This is a genomic window from Enterococcus mundtii, assembly GCF_013394305.1.
Lineage (GTDB): Bacteria > Bacillota > Bacilli > Lactobacillales > Enterococcaceae > Enterococcus_B > Enterococcus_B pernyi.
Genome location: NZ_AP019810.1, coordinates 1,391,777 through 1,411,640, shown reverse-complemented (window position 1 = coordinate 1,411,640; position 19,864 = coordinate 1,391,777). Strand labels below are relative to the sequence as shown.

Genomic DNA, 19,864 nt, shown 5'->3' with positions numbered 1-19,864 from the left:
GGCATGAAGAAGCAGCTGTTGATCGTCGATGGCTATAATATGATCGGTTCTTGGCCGGAATTAGTGGCACTGAAAAAGCAAGATAAAATGGCGGATGCCAGAGAAGCCTTGTTGCATCGTTTATCGAATTATGCAAAATATGAAGGCCTAGAAGTAATCGTTGTCTTTGATGCACAATTAGTGCCGGGTATCCAACAAAATTATCGAAAATACCAATTAGAAGTTGTTTTCACAAAAGAGGATGAAACGGCAGATACGTATATCGAGCGGATCGCTGGAGAGTTGAATACTCGTTTGACGCAAGTGACTGTCGCAACGAGTGACTTAGCGGAACAATGGGTGATTTTTTCACAAGGTGCCTTACGAACTTCCGCGTACGAATTATATAAAACAATCAAAAAAACAGAAAAAAATATTACCCAAGATAATATAAATATGCGTTTTATTGATTTTCGACGAAATTCTCCGTGGAATGAAGAACAATTAGAAAAATTGTCCCAAAAATTGGACGATTTAATGAGAAAAGAAAAATAACAGCCAGATACGATTAGTTATTCAATGAATTGATGGTAAGATTCCTCCATAATCGAAAGTTATGGAGGAATTATTTTATGTCCGAGGAGTTATTGTGCGCCGCCCGTAATGGAGATGAAGAAGCATTTTCTATGCTGTATCAAAAATATTTCCCGTTATTATTACGGTTGAAAAATATTTATTATCTAAGGAATTATGTAAGTGAAGATTGGGAACAAGAAGCAAGGATTGCTCTATATCAAGCACTTAAAACGTACGAAAATAATAAAGGTGTCAGTTTTGGGAGTTATTACAAAAGTATTATCAGTAACCAAATCTACTCTTTATTGCGTAAGCAAAACGCGCTAAAACGTCGAGACCAAAAAAATGAAATTTCTATTGAACAAAAAATAGCGACAGAAGGACCAGATTTTTTAGCCGAGATCACCATCCAAGAACCTGTTGCGATGCAACAATTACTATTAAAAGAAGCTTTCGAGGACTGTGATATCAAATTCTCATCAAAAGAGGCAAAAATCTTTCAACATTACATGCAAGGCAATGATTTTAGCGAGATGGAGAGAGAATTATCAATGGATCTGAAGCAAATAAAAAGCGCTTACGGTCGAGTGAAATATAAGATAAAAAAACATCTGAAAGATTATAATGAGTGATTTTTTATAGCATTACTAATGTTTTTCTTACTTATTTCTATTGCATTTCTTTTTTTGATATGGTAAACTTGAAAAATTTTACTATATATGGTATGATAGTAATTGAGGTGAATTGTATGCCACTAACTTTAGCTACAATCAAAAAAGATTTAGAAGGTCGTATCGGCAGCCAAATCATGTTGGTTGCACAGACCGGAAGAAAGCGTCAAACGGAACGCCGAGGCGTTTTAACAGAAACCTATCCTTCAGTATTTGTCGTAGACTTAGATCCTGAAGAAAATTCATTTGAACGAGTATCTTACAGTTATTCAGATGTACTTACTCGAACAGTTGAGATCGAATTTTTAACTGAAGCAGTTTAAAAAGCAAGCGGACCTAGATTATATATGAGGTTCGTTTGCTTTTTTGTATCTAACTCGTTATGCTATTAGCAAGAAAGAACGGAGGTCCTGATGATGAAGCATTATGTAAAAAAATTTGCAGAACTAACAACAGCAGAATTTTATGCAATCGTGAAAGAGCGAATCGCCGTATTTGTTGTTGAACAAAATTGTCCTTACCAAGAAGTCGATGAGATCGATGAAATCGCATGGCATACTTATTTTAAAGATGAAGATGGTACGATTTTGGCATATACACGTATTTATGCAGAAGAAGACACAGTTCATTTTGGACGAGTCTTGGTCAATCAGGCGCATCGCAAGTCAGGGTTAGGACAAAAAATCGTGGCACAAACATTAGCGGCGATCGAAGCCAATGCACCTGGACGTCCGATCGTGATCGGGGCACAAGAATATCTACAATCATTTTATGAATCCTTTGGTTTTCAGGCAATCTCAGAAGTATATTTAGAAGATGGAATCCCCCACTTAGACATGAGAAAACAAGCATAAAAAAAACAGAAGGATTTCCTTCTGTTTTTTTTATCTCACGCTTTAGGATCCGTGCTCTCAGAAGTTGCTTGGGCAGTGGGGCGTGCATTATTTTCAGCTGTTTGTTGTGCCAATAGATCGCGAATATCACTAAGATAATCTTCCGCAGTGGGTTTGTCTTCCACCACTTCTTCTTCTTTTGGACGTAAGTTTTTCGCATGATTGGCTGCTTTGACCACTAGGAATAGAACAAAACCAGTAATGACAAATGTAATAATTGCACTAATAACATTCCCAAAAGAAAAGGTGACCCCTTTCGCAGGTGACCAATCAAGAACAGACAATGCACCATCCAAATCAGAGGTACCTGTGATCATTGCAACGACCCAACCAATTAAGGGAGTAATCAGACCTTGCACGATTTGATTCACAATGCCCGTAAAAGCACTACCGATCACTACACCGACAGCTAGATCTAGCACATCACCTCGCATGATAAATTCTTTAAATTCTTTGATCATTGTTTTTCTCCTTTCTTGTTAATCCTAGTATATCGAAGAATAAAAAAATGTAAAAACAACACGCTTAATAATATCCCCACACGTTCGTTCAATCACTTGTATGCTATACTAGAAAGTGACTTTTAAAAAAATTGGACAAAAAAAGAGAACTTTTATGTCGTTGAAACAACAACGATCATCGCTAAGAGATCCAAGGATCATGACAAAAAGGAGTAGTTATTTATGGCCTATCAATTGACAGAAGGTGTCAACCTTCATGTGCTACCAACCAAACAATTTAAAACGATCCGTATTTTTGTACGGTTCACCACAGCCTTAGAAAAAGACATCGTCACCAAACGTTCATTACTGAGTAGTTTATTAGAGACGAATAGCTTGAACTATCCGGATCAGACACAATTAAGTGCAAAATTAGCTGATTTGTATGGAGCTGGTTTCGGTTTTTCTGTTCGGAAAAAAGGCAATCTACATTGGATGAATGCGGGAATCAGTTTCGTCAATGGTGCGTATGTCAATGACAGCACGATTTTGACGAATGCCGTTTCCTTTTTAAAAGAGGTATTATTCTACCCTAACATCAAAAATCAAACATTTGATCAAGCAACATTTGATTTAGAGAAAAATAACTTAAAGCAATATTTGGAAAGCTTAAATGAAGATAAGCAAACAATGGCTTCATTAGCATTACAAGAATTATATTTTGAACAGTCAGATGCACAAAAAATCCCAAGTATGGGGTCCGTTGAAGAACTCGAAAATATCACATCAAGTGCCTTAGCAGAATATTATGCACGTATGATCAAAGAAGACCAAGTGGATATTTTTGTAGTGGGTGATATCGAAGAAACAATGGCAATCGAAGCGTTAAAAGAGCTTCCTTTCACTGAGCGAAAAGTGGTACGACCAGAAATCTTTTATCAACAAACACAAAACAACGTGATCAAGGAACGACAAATCCAAGAACCAGTGGTGCAAGCCAAACTGAACCTAGCCTATCAAACCAATGTTTATTACGATCAGCCAGAACGTTTTTCATTGATGGTCTTTAATGGCTTGTTCGGAGGCTTCCCTCACTCCAAACTTTTCATGAATGTACGTGAAAAAGAAAGCTTAGCTTATTATGCGTCTAGCAACGTTGATACTTTTCGTGGGTTATTGACTGTACAAACAGGCATTGAGACCAAAAATCGTAATCAAGTCTTGCACTTGATCCATCAACAACTGGCAAGTTTACAAAATGGCGAAGTCACTGAATTGGAGCTTGAACAAACCAAGGCAATGTTACGTAATCACTATTTGTTGTCTTTGGATTCGCCACAAGCTGCAATCGAATCCGCTTATTTAGCACACTGGCTTCCTGATACTGAACTATCGGACGAGGAATGGCTGGCTCGCATGGAACGTGTAACGATCGAAGATATTCAAGAAGTGGCAAACCAAATCGAATTACAAGCAATTTTCTTTTTAGCTGGAGGTGAAGAGAATGCATAAAGCAGAGTACAGTCAAATCAATGAAACACTGTATCACGAAGTCTTACCGAATGGTTTGACGGTTTACTTGTTACCAAAAAACGATTATCACAAAACATACGGTTTATTCAGTACGAACTATGGGTCGATCGACAATGAATTTATTCCCTATGATGCAACGGAAAAAGTGAAAGTTCCTGATGGGATCGCGCATTTCTTGGAACATAAGTTATTTGAAAAAGAAGAAGGCGATGTGTTCCAGTTGTTCGGTCAACAAGGAGCATCAGCGAATGCGTTCACGAGCTTTACAAAAACCAGCTATTTGTTTTCAACGACAGATCAGGTAGAAAAGAATCTTTTGACCTTACTTGATTTTGTTCAAGCACCTTATTTTACTGAAGAAACAGTCAACAAAGAAAAAGGGATCATTGGTCAAGAAATCCAGATGTATGAAGACGATCCGAATTGGCGGTTATTCTTTGGTATCTTAAACAATCTATACCCCAATCATCCATTACACATCGATATTGCAGGAACGGTGGAAAGTATTGCTGACATCACAGCAGAGGATCTATATACTTGCTATCGCACCTTTTATCAACCAAGCAATATGGTGTTATTTGTAGTTGGTAATTTGGAACCAGAACAGTTGATGGAGCAAATTCGCCACAATCAAGCTACCAAAGAATTTCCACCCGCTCAAAAAATCGAACGATTCTTTCCCGAAAATCAAGCAGATGTTCTGCCGATAAGTACCTTAGAAGCAGCGATCACACGAGAAAAATTTGTGTTAGGGATCAAAGGAATCGATGTGTTACCTGAAAATGGGAGAGAATTGCTCAGATATAAAACAGCGATTCGTTTGTTACTACAATTACTTTTAGGCCCAACTGCACAAAACTATTTAGCCCTTTACAACGAAGGAATTATTGATGATAGTTTTGGCTTTGAGTTTAGTTTAGATCGTGAATTTCATTTTGCTGACTTCAGTGGCGATTCGGACCAACCAAAACTAGCAGTAAAAAAAATAAAAGAGATTCTATTGAACTTTGAACATGACGAAGGAATCACAGAAGAAAACTTGAACTTATTGAAAAAGAAAATGTTAGGGCAGTATTTCCAATCATTGAACTCCATCGAATACATCGCCAATCAATTTACACAAAGTCTATTTGGTGACCAAACATTGTTTGATTTGCCAGAAATCATTGAATCAATCCAGATGACGGATCTTCTTCAAGTAGGACGCTCTTTTATCAATGCTGATGTGTTTAGTGAATTTTATATGCAGCCAAAAAAGTGAAACAGTAAAAAAACTCTGAATTTATTGGACATACTCGCTGTTTCGTCATGCTTTTTGTAAGAATAAAAGAAAGTTTTAAATTTCACTTTAAAACAGATGAAATGTTGTCCAAAGTAAGTTCGCTTTGTGGTATTCTTAAGTAGATTGAGTGCAAGATTGATCAATATAGAGGGAACACTATACATTGAGCATGAATAAAGCAAAAATTCAATGAGAAGCAGTCAGAAAAAATGGTCGATCCTCAGTAGAGAAAGCACCTTCTGACTAGAATACACAGACTGGAGAAGATGAACGAGTGGCTTTTGAAACCATCGGGGAAAAATTACGGCAAGCCCGTTTAAACAAAAAAATATCATTAGATGAATTACAACAAATGACGAAGATCCAAAAACGTTACTTGGAATCGATCGATCAAAACGAATTTGATCAATTGCCAGGTAAATTTTATGTTCGTGCATTTATTCGTCAATATGCAGAAGCTGTTGGTGAAGATGGTGATTATTTAGTGGATGTTTTTGATGGGAAAAAATCTTTCGCAGATGAGACCATCAAAAAACGACCAGAACCAGAAACAGTGAGTGGTTCAAGAAAAGCCATGCACGAAGAAGAAAAGAATCTAACAAAATTCTGGACAAGTCTGCCAGTGATTTTATTAGGATTAGTCGCTGTAGCAATTATCACAGTAGTGGCATATATGTCATGGCAAGACCGTCAATCGGAGCCGATCATTGGTGGAACAGCTTCAACGGTATCTGTCGATGGTTCGATCACGGAAGAAGAACCGGAGTCAAGTGAATCAACGGTTGAATCGACCGTGGAATCGACAACAAAATCAACAGAAGAAGAGAAAAAAATGATCATCACACCGGGACAAGACACAGGAAGTGCGCTTTCAATCGAGGTAAAAGATGCGAAAAAACCGATCACATTGGAATTTACAGCAAGTGAACGTGTCTGGATTGGTGTCCAATTGAACAATACGTTTGACTATCACTATCAAGAAACCTTGGTTGCCAATGATACAAAAACAACAGAACTTCCAGAAAATACGACAAATGCAATGATCACACTTGGAGCAGCGAGTAATGCAACGGTCAAATTAAATGGTGAAGAACTGCCTATCAACGCAGGCCCAAATAATACGAGTCTGAAGAATATTTCACTTTCCTTGCAGTATGCAGAATAACTAGTTTAAACATCAACCGTGTAAAAGAGAGCCGGAATCTCGTGTTGGGCTCTCTTTTCTTGTTTAGATAGTAGGTTATAATGTAGTGAAAGATTTGTTTAGCAATTGAGAGACTATTGGTGGAAACTTTTGCTGGACTGACGTAAAATAGGAAAGAAAGGAGTCGTTCTTGTGAATTTACCAAATCAATTAACTGTACTTAGAATCTGTATGATTCCAGTGTTTATTTTAGTCGTCGGCCTTCCGTTAGATTGGGGGCAATTAACGGTAGGAACAACGTCATTAGCGATCACTCAGCTAGTAGGTGCCATCATTTTTGCTTTAGCAAGTGTGACGGATTGGCTAGATGGGAAAATTGCTCGCTCCAGAGGATTAGTGACGAACTTCGGAAAATTTGCTGATCCATTAGCAGACAAAATGTTAGTTATGACAGCTTTTATCATGTTGGTAGGTCAAGGAAGAGCGCCAGCATGGGTGATTGCGATCATCGTTTGTCGTGAGTTGGCTGTAACAGGGTTACGATTATTGCTTGTCGAGGACGGGGAAGTCATGGCAGCTGCTTGGCCTGGAAAAGTAAAAACAGCTACTCAAATGATTGCGATCATTTTATTATTCATCAATAATATCCCATTCAACTTGATCAATGTACCCCTTGATCAAATCATGTTATACGCTTGTCTGATTTTTACCATCTATTCAGGTGTCGATTACTTTATCAAGAATCGTGGCGTATTCAAAGGATCCATGTAAAATCATAGAGTCACTTAGTGAACCTTGCAATCAGATCGGTCATTTCCGGTCTGATTTTTATTTTTTTGACATAGACGCAATCACAAGAATAAATTGAGCAAGGAGAAATGATTCTATCAGCAAATAGCGTATACTATTTGGTAGAGATAATTAGTCGAACAAAGACTGATTTACAGATAAATAGAGATGTTGCAAAAGCAACCTCAACTAAAGGAAGCGATCAAATATGAAATCTGAAATCATAGCAGTAGGAACAGAATTATTACTTGGACAAGTCGTGAATACGAATGCGACATTTTTATCAGAACAGTTAGCAGATCTAGGAATCGATGTCTATTATCACACAGTTGTCGGGGATAATCCGACTCGTTTGGAGGAGTTACTCCAGTTAGCTGAATCAAGAAGTGAACTAATCATTTTATGTGGTGGATTAGGACCAACAGAAGATGATTTAACAAAAGAAGTTGTTGCAAAACACCTTGATAGAAAACTGATCCAAAATACAGAAGGTTACAAGAAACTGTTGGCATTTTTCGAAACGACAAAAAGAAAAATGACGGATAACAATTTACAACAGTCCCAAATCATTGAAGGTGGCACACCATTACCTAATCGAACTGGCTTAGCGTTAGGCACGTTTTATCAAACGAAAAGCAATGCCTATCTTTTACTTCCTGGGCCACCGAGTGAGTTGAAGCCGATGTTTGTAGAACAAGTACGCCCCTTGTTAGAACAACAATTCCCTTCAGAAGAAAAACTGATCTCAAAAGTGTTGCGCTTCTATGGCATTGGTGAATCACAATTAGTAACCGATCTAAAAGACTTGATTGCTACACAAATCAATCCCACGATTGCTCCTTATGCCAAACCAAATGAAGTCACACTGAGATTGACCGTCAAAACGTCAGACATCCATGCAGGGAATCAAGCGTTGCACGCACTAGAAGAAAAAATCCAAGCCCGTGTCGGTGAATATTTTTATGGCTATGGGGATGACTATTCGTTGCCACAAGCCGTCGTGGATCTACTGAAAGAACAGGGGAAGACAGTCACAGCAGTTGAGAGTTTGACAGCCGGAGGCTTTCAATCCGCACTAGGAGCGATTCCTGGCGTCTCTCAAGTCTTTTCTGGTGGTTTTGTGACTTATTCAGCAGAGACCAAAGCAAAGCTCTTAGGCATCGATCCAGACCTGTTAGAGCAGTTTGGCACAGTCAGTAAAGAATGCGCCGAACAAATGGCGATTCGAGCACGCCAACTCGTTGGTACAGATTATGCCGTAGCGTTTACTGGCGTAGCGGGACCCGACACATTAGAAGGACATCCTGCGGGTACAGTTTGGCTTGCCGTTGCATCAAAAGAAGGCGTAGAAACAAAAGAATGTCACTTCACAAGAGACCGTTCGGCAATCAGAAATAGCGCGATTATGCAAGGATTTGATCTGCTAAGAAAGCAACTATTAAGAAAAAAATAAATGCGAATATTTGTTCGGTTTTCGCTTGCTTTTTATAAATAAAAAAGATATTATAAACGTAATGAAATGTTACTTTGAGTCGTAAAAATAAGGAGGATTATCGTATTGGCAGATGATCGTAAAGCAGCCTTAGATGCTGCATTGAAAAAAATTGAAAAGAACTATGGGAAAGGTTCGATCATGAAACTGGGCGAAAAAATCGACCAACAAATCTCGACAATTCCAAGTGGTTCTCTTGCACTAGATGTTGCTTTAGGGATAGGTGGCTATCCTCGTGGACGGATCATTGAAGTCTACGGTCCAGAAAGTTCAGGTAAAACAACGGTTGCACTTCATGCAATCGCAGAAGTCCAAAAAAATGGTGGGACTGCCGCCTTTATTGATGCGGAACATGCCTTAGATCCACAATATGCCCAAAAATTAGGGGTAAATATCGATGAATTACTCCTTTCTCAACCGGATACAGGAGAACAAGGATTAGAAATCGCTGATGCTTTAGTATCAAGTGGTGCAGTAGATATTGTCGTTATCGACTCAGTAGCAGCTTTAGTACCACGTGCAGAGATCGACGGTGAGATGGGTGACTCACACGTAGGGTTACAAGCTCGTTTGATGTCTCAAGCCTTACGTAAACTGTCAGGATCGATCAACAAAACAAAAACGATCGCGATTTTCATCAACCAAATTCGTGAAAAAGTTGGCGTGATGTTCGGTAATCCAGAAATCACACCAGGAGGACGTGCGCTGAAGTTCTATGCAACGATCCGTTTGGAAGTACGTCGTGCTGAACAATTGAAACAAGGAACGGACATTGTCGGTAACCGTACAAAGATCAAAGTCGTAAAAAATAAAGTAGCGCCACCATTCAAAATCGCTGAAGTCGATGTCATGTATGGCTTAGGTATCTCTCAAGAAGGCGAGCTATTGGATATGGCAGTTGAAAAAGATATCGTTGACAAGAGTGGTGCATGGTATTCTTACAAAGAAGATCGCATTGGTCAAGGTCGTGAAAACGCGAAAATCTATATGTCAAATCATCCAGAGATGATGGCTGAAGTATCTACATTAGTGCGTGCAGCTTATGGCATCGGTGAACCAGTTGATGCACCAGAAGAAGCACAAGAAGAATTACCACTAGATGAATAAAGAAATAAGCGGATATCCGGTAGTCTAATAACTACCGGATGTTTTTTTATTTTTCTCTAGAATAAGCACAAAAAAATAAGTCATCACTCGCTCAAAACCTCCCTTTTTTGAAAAACGAGGAAGCCGTTTCTTTTCGTATTTAAAGTTGACACTACTGGAAACAAACATTAGAATAAACTTGTGCAGGTTTTTATGCACATATGCAACAGCATATTTATAGTTTAGAATAATTTATCATAGAAATTGGTAGATGATAAAAATGGAAAAGATAGTATGGAGGTGGATTTAATGGGACTCAACATTCTCCTCGCTATCATCGGTTTAATTGTCGGTCTTGGTTTAGGGTTTATGGTTGCGAAGTCACGTCATGAGAAAGAAATTGCTGGTGCAAAAACATCAGCTGCAAGTATTCTTGAAGGTGCAAAAAAAGAAGCAGAAACTCTAAAAAAAGAAGCATTGTTGGAAGCTAAGGAAGAAAATCAGAAATATCGTTCTGAAGTTGAAAGTGAGCTGAGAGAAAGTAAATTAGAGCTAAAATCTCAAGAAAATCGATTGATCCAACGCGAACAAACGTTAGATCGTAAAGATGACTCGTTAGAAAAACGAGAAAACTCACTTGAAAGTAAAGAAGAGGCACTTAGTTCAAAACAGCAATTAATTGAAGAGCGAGAAAAAGACGTTGAAAGATTGATTGAAGATCAACAAAAAGAATTAGAAAAAATTGCTGGTTTATCGAAAGAAGATGCAAGAGAAGTAATCATGAAATCAACCGAAGAAGAGTTGAATCATGAACTGACCTTGATGGTAAAAGAATCAGAACAACGTGCAAAAGAAGAAGCAGATCGCAAAGCGAAGAACTTGCTCTCATTGGCTATCCAACGTTGTGCAGCAGATCAAGTTTCTGAAACGACAGTGTCTGTCGTGACATTGCCAAATGACGAAATGAAAGGTCGTATCATCGGACGTGAAGGACGAAACATTCGGACCCTTGAGACCCTTACAGGGATCGATTTGATCATTGATGATACACCAGAAGCAGTCGTTCTTTCAGGATTTGATCCAATTCGTCGAGAAATCGCACGAATGACATTAGAAAAACTGATTCAAGATGGACGGATCCATCCAGCGCGTATTGAAGAAATGGTTGAAAAATCACGCAAAGAAATGGACGAACGGATTCGAGAATATGGAGAAGAAGCAGCCTTTGAAGTCGGCGCACATACGCTTCATCCAGATTTGATCAAGATCATGGGTCGTCTACATTTCCGAACAAGTTATGGCCAAAACGTGTTGAAACACTCGGTCGAAGTAGCGAAATTATCAGGAATCTTAGCAGCGGAGTTAGGCGAAGATATCCAATTGGCGAAACGTGCGGGATTGCTGCATGATATCGGGAAAGCATTAGACCATGAAATTGAAGGCTCACATGTTGAGATCGGTGCAGAACTAGCAGCGAAATACAAAGAGAATCCAGTTGTGATCAATGCGATCGCCTCTCACCATGGCGATGTCGAAGCGACTTCTGTTATTTCCGTCCTAGTTGCCGCTGCAGACGCATTATCAGCAGCTCGCCCAGGTGCAAGAAGCGAATCATTGGAAAACTATATCCGTCGTTTGAGAAGCCTAGAAACGATCTCAAACAGCTTTGCCGGTGTTGAATCAAGTTTTGCTGTCCAAGCCGGACGTGAAGTACGCGTCATGGTCAAACCAGAAGAAATCTCTGATTTAGACGCGGTACGCTTAGTACGCGATATCCGTAAACGCATCGAAGATGATCTGGATTACCCAGGACACATCAAAGTAATCGTGATCCGAGAGACTCGTGCAACCGATTATGCGAAATAAAAAATAGTTAAAATATAGGATGACCCAACAGATTAGATTAGTCTGTTGGGTCATTTTTTTTATTGACTTTAGTCAAAGATGTGTGTTTAGAATTATTAAAAGTAGATAAAATCGCAGAAACAGTCGAAGGTCAATACTTAAGAAAATTCCTTGATATACCACCTTCTTTTCAATAAGAGAAGATTTTAAAGGAATCAATCGAGCGACTCCTTTCGATCGCAACAAAAGGCGAACAATGTTTGCGTCGAACAGCAGACTGGGGATTTGAAAATATTTGGGTCGTTTCGACTGATTTTGTGCTAGATGAGAAGACACATGCCTATTATTCCATTAGTAATGATGATCCGAAAGCCTATGCCTTTGTATTGAAAGAAGATGCTGAGTGTCGCATCGTTATTGTAGCGGATGCTTTCCATAAAAGACCAGAAATTTTACAAGGAATCCAAATGGCAGTACCTCCAGAGAGAACGATCACACATGAAACCACACATATTGTTTCAGGAACATATGATATTGTTAAATATGGGCTAACGTCTACTGGATTTTTGCTGAGTGGACAAAATGTGAAAGATGATTTTCTTGCACGCTACGCAGAGTATTTTGAACCTCCTAATTTTGATCAATTTGTTACAGCGGTAGCAAAAAAGCAAAATGCCCCTCAGTCATCTAAAAAAACTGTCATCAAAGCATTTCAAACAGACCCTTTATTATTTACTAAGTTCAAATTGACGGATGCTCAATTGCTTGCAACGATTATAAGAGATTTTGCCAATCAAAATAGGTTCTATAACCAACCGTGTGTCAAAAGAAAAACAAAGGCAGAGGAAATGGGAGATGGCAAGCTATTCACTGTGTTAGCAATGATGCAAACAGTTAATTTCTTTGTTTTAGAACAAACCAAAGATTTAGAAAAAAAGCAAGAATTGTCTGAAATGACGCCGACAAGATCTACTCAAATAAGAGATGAAGTAGCGAATTTTGCAAGGATCATGAGAGGGGGTGAGGATAAAAATGAGTTCCACGATAACCCCCGCGTCAAAAGAGAGACAAAAGAAGAAGGATTAGGAGATAGTAAGCTGTTTAGTGGTGCAACGACGATGCAAACAGGTGTTTTTTTAGTGATTGAACAAGCTAAACGTTTAGAAAAGAAACAAGCAGTACCAAAATGTCGACAGAAGTACCTGCTCAAACAAGAGATGGAGCGGTAGATTCTGCAAAGATCATAAGACATGGCAAAAAGGTTAGTAAAGAGATCAACGCGACAATCACTTACCAGCAGTCTATCGTGAAGGGAAAACAGGTTAGTCTGTAAAACGAACAGTAAAGGACACTAGCCAAAAAAAATAGCATAGAGATAAAGTATAATTTTACTACTGTAAGTATCAGCTAAAATATGAAGAACAACCTCTTCGATTACTAAGACAGTAAGCATAAAAATGTGCAGTCTTATTCTCGAAGAGGTTACGGATGTTCTCGGCGTTTATTCAGTTCTAAGGTAACAGAAAAAAGTGAATTTACAAGGATTTTTATATATTATTGTTATTATTTAATTTTAAAATAACTATTTTATAGTTGTTTTTCTGGTGTAAGCAAGTGATTTAGTGTTTTTTTTTATCAGTATGTTATTGCGTTTATTGTGTCAATAATAAAAAAACATAAATTATTTAATGCAGGGCTTTAAATATGTGGTTTAATATTTAGAGAGATTTCTCACAAAATATTGTTGGAGGAGTATAAATGATTAAATCTAAAATCATTACCTTATCTGTCACAATCAGTACGTTAGCTAGTGTTATAGTATTTTCGGTTTTAGGAGTTAATGAGTCAGTATTTGCCTCGGAGTATCAAGAAAAAACAACGACAGAGGCTAAATCTTATCAAACGGATTTATTTAATGATGCGGTTATCACTTATAAGAATACTGCTAAGATTAATCAATTCGATGAAAACAATGAGCATATTATTCAGTTGCTAGATAGAAACAATAATGTATTGGCCGCAGAGGTTACTAATTTACAAACATTAGAAACAATGGCTGTAACAAGAACAGGTAGTGAAGTGATTGTCGAGAAAAAAGAAAAAAATAATGATGGTGAATATAGACAAATAACTGAAAAATACCCATTGATAGTCGAAAATAGTGAAAAAAATGGGTTAGATGATCTCTCAAATAATCTACTAAGGCTGAAATATACCTCATGGAATTATACGAATTTAGCTGTAGGGAAAAATATATTTGGGTCGCTAGTAAATATAGGGATTGCGTCTTTAATTACTTTTACAGCTGGTGTATTTGGTATTGCAACAATTGCAGCAGAATTTTTACTTGAGTATATGGGGGCATATGGTCTATCTAGTGGAGCAGCCATTGCATCGGCTTTAGACACTAGTGGTAATGGTTGGATTGGATTATATGTTCGAGAAGTATGGAATGACTCATGGACGGTATATCATGGAACGCAGCATCGAACGATGTGACTAACCTTATGAAGAAATACATCGTTAAATTACTAGTTATATTTTTACTTGTATTAGTCTTTATCGGCTTGGTTGAGTTTTTATTGAAAGGAAATAAATCCATACTAATATCAACCAGTGGTTTAGGCTATGTTTTTGGCGTTCCATTTTTATCCGTTAAACCGTTTAAGAATGAAACTAGGATAAGAAAAATCCAATATGTGGTTCTTCTCTTCTTGTGTTTTTACTTACCACCTAAAATAGTAAGCTCATTTGGGGTTGAAAAATTTGAGATTACACGTTTTTTGTACGCTATATTAATACTTGTAGGAATACTAATTTTATATGGGGTAATTTTGTTTACACAGCGAAACAAGAAATAATAGCAATTGTTCAATATAAACAAGCCGAAGAATCCAGAAGTAGGCACAGGCGTTTTAGGATTCTTCGGCTTGTTTTGTTTTAACAATATTAAATTTTATTTTTTTCAGTCTATCCTTGCATCGCTTCTTCGTTTACAACATTTCTTTATCTTTTTCGATTGTTTTCGTGATCCCTGTGATGATTGCAGGGATAAACCCAGCTTCTTCTAATGCGACGACACCGGCAACTGTCGTTCCGCCTGGAGAAGATACTTGATCAACTAATTCCCAAGGATTTTCATCGCTTGCTAGGAACTTTTGGCAGGAACCTAAAATCGCTTTAGCGGCAATTTCTGTTGCTGTTTTTTTAGGTAGTCCATGTAAAACACCTGCACGTCCCATTGCATCGATCAACATATAAATAAAAGCAGGTGAGCTTCCAGCCAATCCGATAAATGTACTGAAATCATCTTCTGCTAAAGGGTAGACACTACCAATCGCTTCAAAGATTTGTGTCGCTTGTGTCAACTGTTCATTTGTTGCTGCTTGGTTTTTGCAGATTGCAGAAACACCCGCGCCAACACTCACGTTGACATTGGGCATCACACGAATGATAGCAGCTTCTGGATCCAGTGCTTGTTCTAGTGTTGCAAGCGATTTTCCTGAAGCAATTGAGATAAACAACTGTTGTTTACGATGGTCGCGTAATTCATTTAACACCTGTTCGATGATTTTTGGTTTCACTGCCAAAACAACGATTTCTGCTTTTTCAGCAATCTCTTGATTGGTTTGGCAAGCATTGACCCCAACTTTACCAGCAAAGCGTTGGGCATTTTCATAATGACCGCTTGAAACAAAAATATCTTCTTTAGCCACTAGATTATTTGCTAAGATACCATGAATAATTGCTTGTGCCATATTTCCTGTACCGATAAATCCGATTTTCATGTAATCCTCTCCTTTGGTTTTTAGCATAGCTTTTTTTCTCATAACCTGCAAGTCGAGAGACAAACTGATTTTGAAGAAGTCAAGGAGAGTATAAATAAGGGGAGGACAGTGAGTGTGAAGCTAGTGAATGGCGGATTTTTCTGGGGGAATAAAAGCGATTAAAAAGCCAGCTCTTTCAATAGTAAGTCAAAACGTGAAAAAATATGAGGAGCTATTTTCCCACGTTCTGTCTTACTACTTGGAGCTTAACGGCTTTTTCACAACCTAATGCCCAAAGTGGAAAAATCAATGTAAATAAGATAACATGAGTGTATATGTTTAGAAAGTCTACAGGTGAGGAAGGGTGCCGGTGAAAAATAAATTACAGATAATGATCCAGTGGGTGAAAGCACATCAGTTGATTTTGAAGCTGATTTTCTTTGGATCGATCCTTGTTTTTGTGGCGAATCAAGTCGCAAACATTGCCCATGGGATGAGTTGGCAAGATGTCTGGCACACGATGGAACAACAAAGTCATGTCACGTTAGCATGGATGATATTAGCAGGTTTGATTGGTGTGATGCCGATGTTACTTTATGATTGGGTAACGATTCGAGTATTGGAAAAACAAGGCAAGCCCAAAATGAGTCGTAAAGACTTTTTGTTATCTGCATGGATCACGAATACGATCAATAACTTGGCAGGATTCGGAGGGATTGTCGGAGCAAGCTTGCGCGCCAGTTTTTATGGCAAGCACACGAATCGGAAAATGGTGTTGGCAACAGTCTCTAAGGTTGCTTTGTTTCTATTGACGGGTCTTTCTATTTGGTCATTAGTGACATTCATCAATGTCTTCTTTCTTCAAACAGATAGTGTATTTCGCAGTTATTGGATTTGGTTATTTGGTGGTAGCTTTTTGGCACCGCTTATCTTTTTGTTTGCCTATTTGAAACGTAAAACGCTATTTGTAGAATTTTATCCTAAAGGCTTACTGGGCTTGTTGCTGGCTTCCTTTGGACAATGGACCGGTGCCTTAGTGGTTTTCTTGTTGATTGGGCGCTTGATGGCTGTAGATATTTCTGTATGGTCCTTGTACCCTATGTTTATCATTGCCACATTGATTGGGATGTTGACGATGGTGCCAGGTGGTGTAGGAACATTTGATGTGCTGATGATCTTAGGAATGAGTCAACTTGGCGTGCGGCAAGATGTTGCACTTGTTTGGTTACTTTATTATCGTTTGTTCTATTATGTTCTACCATTTCTTTCAGGGATCGTTTTATTTTTGACACACACAGGTGTCAAAATCAATCGGTTTTTAGATAATATTCCCCGACTATTTTTTCAAAAAATTGCTCATTTGGTGTTAGTGTGTGCCGTTTATTTTGCGGGAATCATGATGGTCTTACTTTCAACGATCACGAATCTTTCGACTGTCAGTCGGTTGTTTCAAATACTCTTACCCTTTTCGTTTGATTTTTTAGATCAGTCATTGAATCTGCTGGTTGGGTTCTTATTGTTAGGACTAGCTAGAGCTTTAGCGATGAAAGTCAAAAAAGCATTTATTCCTACGATTGCTTTACTCGCTTTTGGCATCATCAACACTGTGATGCGAACCTTATCATGGGAATTGATTGTTGTATACCTTTTGATTTTATTAGCGGTGTGGTTATCCCGAAAAGAGTTTTATCGTGAAAAGTTCGTCTATTCTTGGGGAGCAATCATATTTGATGCGTGTTTGTTTGGCTTTTTATTTATTGTTTATGCAATCGCAGGCTATCACCGTGGAAGTTTTTGGGTAGGTGATTTAACTGCGAATCGCTTTATTCTCTTTCCATCTGAGGATGTTTGGTTTTCAGGACTGATTGGTTTAGGGATCTCATTACTTGCGTTAGTTGCATTGTACCAATATTTAGCTTCAGAGACAGGGTTTGGTGAACCTCTGGATCAAATGCGTTTAAATCGCCTTTTGACCGCCTATGGTGGAACGGCAACTAGTCATTATCTGCACTTACCTGGATATACTTATTTTTATTATCAGGAAAATGGTCAAGATAAAGTAGTGTTTGGTTACCAAATCAAAGGGAATAAATGTTTTGTTCTTGGTGATCCGATTGGTGATCCAACGAAGATACGTACAGCTACGCATGAGTTTTTGAAAAAAGCCGATTGTTTTGGCTATGAATTAGCTTTTTATAAAGTATCCGAAAGTTATGTCGTCATGCTTCACGAAGCGGGTTTTCACTTTGCAAAAGTTGGCGAAGCAGCAATTACTGATCTTTCTTCAGATGCGCTACACTGGCGCACAAAGCAGATCGAATTACAACGTTTGACGAATGAGGGCTACCATTTTACTTGGTATGACCAATTACCTGAAGAGTTGCTCGAACCGATCCAAGAAGTTTCTCAAAAATGGTTGGATGGTTCTCGTGAGAAGCATTTCTCTGTTGGTTATTTTGAGAAAGATTATCTCTTGATGAGTGGTATTGGTATTGTTCGGAAAGAGCAGAAAATCGTTGGGTTTATTACATCTCAACCAATCAATGACCGCCAAGCGGGGTATGATTTATTGCGGTATCTGCCGAACCAGCCGAATAGTCTAGGTGATTACTTACTTGCAAATCTATTGGATGTCTATCGCAAAAATGGGTATGCAGAAGCAAATCTGGGACTGGCTCCACTTGCAAATGTCGGAGAAACTGATTTCTCGTTCTTACAAGAAAAAGTGATGAGGATCATCTTTAATTACGGGAATTTCTTTTACTCATTCCAATTAGCTTACGAAGAAAAACAAAGGTATGTTACTCATTGGGAAGGCCGTTATTTTGCATATATGAAAGGAAGTAGTTTTACTTTAGCCACATGGCAGCTTTTCTTATTGATTGGCAAAGGGAAAGAAAAAGGAACAAGTCTAGCAGAAGAAGTTCTGACAGAATTGTAAAAATGATTGTAAAGCTGTGAGGAAAGTGTTTACGCATGTTGGTGGAAGCTATACTTTTATTTTCCCCTATGATAGAATACTTTCGACTTAGACTTTTCGAATGGGTGAGAGGATGGAATTGATTGAAAAAGCACCAGCGAAGATAAACTTAGGGTTGGATGTGTTATATAAAAGACCAGATGGGTATCATGAGTTGGAAATGGTGATGTCAAGTGTAGATTTAGCTGATCACTTGTTCTTTGAAGAGCTATCGGAAGATCGGATCATTGTTGAAACGAATAAAGCATTTTTACCGGTAGATCAGCGTAACAATGTGTATCAAGCAGCTTTGTTGTTGAAAAAGAAATATCAAATCAAAAAAGGCGTAAAAATCGTTGTGAAAAAAAATATTCCTGTCGCTGCTGGCCTAGGTGGTGGAAGTACAGATTGTGCTGCCGCGTTGCGAGGGATCAATCGGTTATGGGAGTTAGGCTGTAGCTTAGAAGAACTAGCAGAGATCGGCTTGGAAGTGGGGACAGATGTTCCTTACTGTGTTTATGGCCAAACAGCTTACGTAGGCGGAAAGGGAGAAATCGTCCAATTGTTGCCAGCGATGCCCTCTTGCTGGATTATCTTGGTAAAACCTAAAATGAGTGTTTCGACACGAACTGTTTTTCGAGAAATCGATACGCAAAAAATCCAACATCAAGATATTCCTGGGTTGGCTGATGCGCTTCGACAACAAGATTATCAAAAAATGTTGACGAAAATGGGGAATAGTCTTGAAGATGTGACAGGAAAACGCCATCCGGTCATTTATCAAATCAAAGAGCGAATGATCAAATATGGTGCAGACGCGGCACTGATGAGCGGTAGTGGACCAACTGTTTTTGCCCTTTGTCAACACTATTCCAGAGCACAACGCGTCTACAACGGATTAAAAGGTTTTTGTGAGGAAGTTTATCTTGTCAGAACGCTATAAACGCATGAAAGAGACACGATGTCATGACGGAAGCAGTCAGATTCGAAAAATAAGCGGTAAAAGAGGTCGGAATAGAAGTGTTTAGCCTCGAGAAATAAGGCGCCATCCACGAAAATTGTTTTTTAAATTTTTGTGGATGGCGCCTTATTTTCGAAGAGGTTACTTCTGTTTCTGCCGTTTATTCAGTTTTAGGAGATGTGAGAGGACTAATATTCCAGACATCTTTCCCGCTGATTTCGTTTTAGAAGATGAAGGATCGTTACCTTCTTTTTTGTTATCAATCTCAACCAATCGTTCATTGTTCTCGGGACATAAAATAATAGTGTGGAACCGCCACTTTTTGACCAAAGTTGAAAGAAAACAATTACGTTCGTTGTTGATATGACGGGCAATTCATTTGTTTTCCGATTTACATGGTAAGTTTGCATTTAAATCAGAAAATCAGGTTAAACTATTGACTGTTTT

At 38.4% G+C, this 19,864-nt stretch carries 18 protein-coding genes; 16 read left to right on the top strand and 2 right to left on the bottom strand.

The genetic code is table 11. The features are described from left to right. Nucleotides 1-3: 3 nt before the first annotated feature. The 4 genes from HZ311_RS06725 to HZ311_RS06710 all read left to right on the top strand — a co-directional run bounded on the left by HZ311_RS06725 (nt 4) and on the right by HZ311_RS06710 (nt 2,080). Nucleotides 4-534 carry an NYN domain-containing protein gene (locus tag HZ311_RS06725; RefSeq protein WP_010734066.1) on the top strand — a complete coding sequence of 177 codons (531 nt, stop codon included), beginning with the start codon at nt 4-6 and terminating at the stop codon, nt 532-534. Nucleotides 535-611: 77 nt separating this feature from the next. Further along, complete coding sequence (locus HZ311_RS06720) at nt 612-1,187, top strand: sigma-70 family RNA polymerase sigma factor (protein WP_019724411.1); 576 nt, start codon at nt 612-614, stop codon at nt 1,185-1,187. 116 nt (nt 1,188-1,303) lie between these two features. Beyond that, complete coding sequence (locus tag HZ311_RS06715) at nt 1,304-1,549, top strand: Veg family protein (protein WP_010734068.1); 246 nt, start codon at nt 1,304-1,306, stop codon at nt 1,547-1,549. 93 nt (nt 1,550-1,642) lie between these two features. Next, nucleotides 1,643-2,080 carry a GNAT family N-acetyltransferase gene (locus tag HZ311_RS06710; RefSeq protein ID WP_023520523.1) on the top strand — a complete coding sequence of 146 codons (438 nt, stop codon included), beginning with the start codon at nt 1,643-1,645 and terminating at the stop codon, nt 2,078-2,080. 35 nt (nt 2,081-2,115) lie between these two features. Here the strand turns inward: HZ311_RS06710 and mscL are convergent, their stop codons facing one another. Continuing rightward, a complete protein-coding gene (gene mscL / locus HZ311_RS06705) occupies nt 2,116-2,580 on the bottom strand; it encodes a large conductance mechanosensitive channel protein MscL (RefSeq protein WP_010734070.1) in 465 nt (154 codons plus the stop codon). A 222-nt stretch (nt 2,581-2,802) separates the two neighbouring features. Between mscL and yfmF the strand changes: the two genes are divergently transcribed. The 10 genes from yfmF to HZ311_RS06655 all read left to right on the top strand — a co-directional run bounded on the left by yfmF (nt 2,803) and on the right by HZ311_RS06655 (nt 14,591). Further along, nucleotides 2,803-4,071 carry an EF-P 5-aminopentanol modification-associated protein YfmF gene (gene yfmF, locus HZ311_RS06700; protein WP_010734071.1) on the top strand — a complete coding sequence of 423 codons (1,269 nt, stop codon included), beginning with the start codon at nt 2,803-2,805 and terminating at the stop codon, nt 4,069-4,071. Further along, the gene (gene yfmH / locus HZ311_RS06695; protein WP_023520520.1) at nt 4,064-5,353 is read left to right on the top strand and encodes an EF-P 5-aminopentanol modification-associated protein YfmH; all 1,290 of its coding nucleotides are present in this window, start codon (nt 4,064-4,066) and stop codon (nt 5,351-5,353) included. The genes yfmF and yfmH overlap by 8 nt, the downstream gene beginning before the upstream one ends. 295 nt (nt 5,354-5,648) lie before the next feature. After that, on the top strand, nt 5,649-6,539 hold the full coding sequence (locus HZ311_RS06690; protein ID WP_010734073.1) for a helix-turn-helix domain-containing protein: 891 nt from the start codon (nt 5,649-5,651) through the stop codon (nt 6,537-6,539). Between the two features lie 171 nt (nt 6,540-6,710). After that, a complete protein-coding gene (gene pgsA, locus HZ311_RS06685) occupies nt 6,711-7,289 on the top strand; it encodes a CDP-diacylglycerol--glycerol-3-phosphate 3-phosphatidyltransferase (RefSeq protein WP_178946548.1) in 579 nt (192 codons plus the stop codon). A gap of 226 nt (nt 7,290-7,515) precedes the next feature. After that, a complete protein-coding gene (locus HZ311_RS06680) occupies nt 7,516-8,760 on the top strand; it encodes a competence/damage-inducible protein A (protein ID WP_023520517.1) in 1,245 nt (414 codons plus the stop codon). A gap of 105 nt (nt 8,761-8,865) precedes the next feature. Next, nucleotides 8,866-9,906, top strand: coding sequence for a recombinase RecA (gene recA, locus HZ311_RS06675; protein ID WP_178946547.1), 1,041 nt, complete (start codon nt 8,866-8,868; stop codon nt 9,904-9,906). 288 nt (nt 9,907-10,194) lie between these two features. Then, on the top strand, nt 10,195-11,751 hold the full coding sequence (gene rny / locus HZ311_RS06670; RefSeq protein WP_010734077.1) for a ribonuclease Y: 1,557 nt from the start codon (nt 10,195-10,197) through the stop codon (nt 11,749-11,751). 239 nt (nt 11,752-11,990) lie between these two features. Further along, nucleotides 11,991-12,959 (top strand): hypothetical protein, encoded by a 969-nt coding sequence (locus HZ311_RS06665; RefSeq protein ID WP_137072960.1) that lies wholly within the window; start codon nt 11,991-11,993, stop codon nt 12,957-12,959. A 529-nt stretch (nt 12,960-13,488) separates the two neighbouring features. Further along, nucleotides 13,489-14,229, top strand: a complete 741-nt coding sequence (locus tag HZ311_RS06660) for a hypothetical protein (protein WP_010734080.1) — start codon at nt 13,489-13,491, stop codon at nt 14,227-14,229. Between the two features lie 8 nt (nt 14,230-14,237). Next, nucleotides 14,238-14,591: a hypothetical protein gene (locus HZ311_RS06655; protein ID WP_034691573.1), complete on the top strand. Its 354-nt coding sequence runs from the start codon at nt 14,238-14,240 to the stop codon at nt 14,589-14,591. A gap of 132 nt (nt 14,592-14,723) precedes the next feature. Here HZ311_RS06655 and proC read toward each other — a convergent pair whose 3' ends face one another. Continuing rightward, nucleotides 14,724-15,518, bottom strand: coding sequence for a pyrroline-5-carboxylate reductase (gene proC / locus HZ311_RS06650; RefSeq protein ID WP_010734082.1), 795 nt, complete (start codon nt 15,516-15,518; stop codon nt 14,724-14,726). 349 nt (nt 15,519-15,867) lie between these two features. Here proC and mprF point away from each other — a divergent pair, with 349 nt between their 5' ends. Both mprF and ispE read left to right on the top strand, forming a co-directional pair. After that, nucleotides 15,868-18,438, top strand: coding sequence for a bifunctional lysylphosphatidylglycerol flippase/synthetase MprF (mprF, locus tag HZ311_RS06645; RefSeq protein ID WP_178946546.1), 2,571 nt, complete (start codon nt 15,868-15,870; stop codon nt 18,436-18,438). Between the two features lie 112 nt (nt 18,439-18,550). Beyond that, a complete protein-coding gene (gene ispE, locus HZ311_RS06640; RefSeq protein ID WP_019722360.1) occupies nt 18,551-19,399 on the top strand; it encodes a 4-(cytidine 5'-diphospho)-2-C-methyl-D-erythritol kinase in 849 nt (282 codons plus the stop codon). Nucleotides 19,400-19,864: the final 465 nt, after the last annotated feature.

Coding starts and splice junctions, on each gene's coding strand:
- HZ311_RS06725 (WP_010734066.1), top strand. CDS start 4: ATGAAGAAGCAGCTGTTGATCGTCGATGGCTATAATATGATCGGTTCT.
- HZ311_RS06720 (WP_019724411.1), top strand. CDS start 612: ATGTCCGAGGAGTTATTGTGCGCCGCCCGTAATGGAGATGAAGAAGCA.
- HZ311_RS06715 (WP_010734068.1), top strand. CDS start 1,304: ATGCCACTAACTTTAGCTACAATCAAAAAAGATTTAGAAGGTCGTATC.
- HZ311_RS06710 (WP_023520523.1), top strand. CDS start 1,643: ATGAAGCATTATGTAAAAAAATTTGCAGAACTAACAACAGCAGAATTT.
- mscL (WP_010734070.1), bottom strand. CDS start 2,580: ATGATCAAAGAATTTAAAGAATTTATCATGCGAGGTGATGTGCTAGAT.
- yfmF (WP_010734071.1), top strand. CDS start 2,803: ATGGCCTATCAATTGACAGAAGGTGTCAACCTTCATGTGCTACCAACC.
- yfmH (WP_023520520.1), top strand. CDS start 4,064: ATGCATAAAGCAGAGTACAGTCAAATCAATGAAACACTGTATCACGAA.
- HZ311_RS06680 (WP_023520517.1), top strand. CDS start 7,516: ATGAAATCTGAAATCATAGCAGTAGGAACAGAATTATTACTTGGACAA.
- rny (WP_010734077.1), top strand. CDS start 10,195: ATGGGACTCAACATTCTCCTCGCTATCATCGGTTTAATTGTCGGTCTT.
- HZ311_RS06660 (WP_010734080.1), top strand. CDS start 13,489: ATGATTAAATCTAAAATCATTACCTTATCTGTCACAATCAGTACGTTA.
- HZ311_RS06655 (WP_034691573.1), top strand. CDS start 14,238: ATGAAGAAATACATCGTTAAATTACTAGTTATATTTTTACTTGTATTA.
- proC (WP_010734082.1), bottom strand. CDS start 15,518: ATGAAAATCGGATTTATCGGTACAGGAAATATGGCACAAGCAATTATT.
- ispE (WP_019722360.1), top strand. CDS start 18,551: ATGGAATTGATTGAAAAAGCACCAGCGAAGATAAACTTAGGGTTGGAT.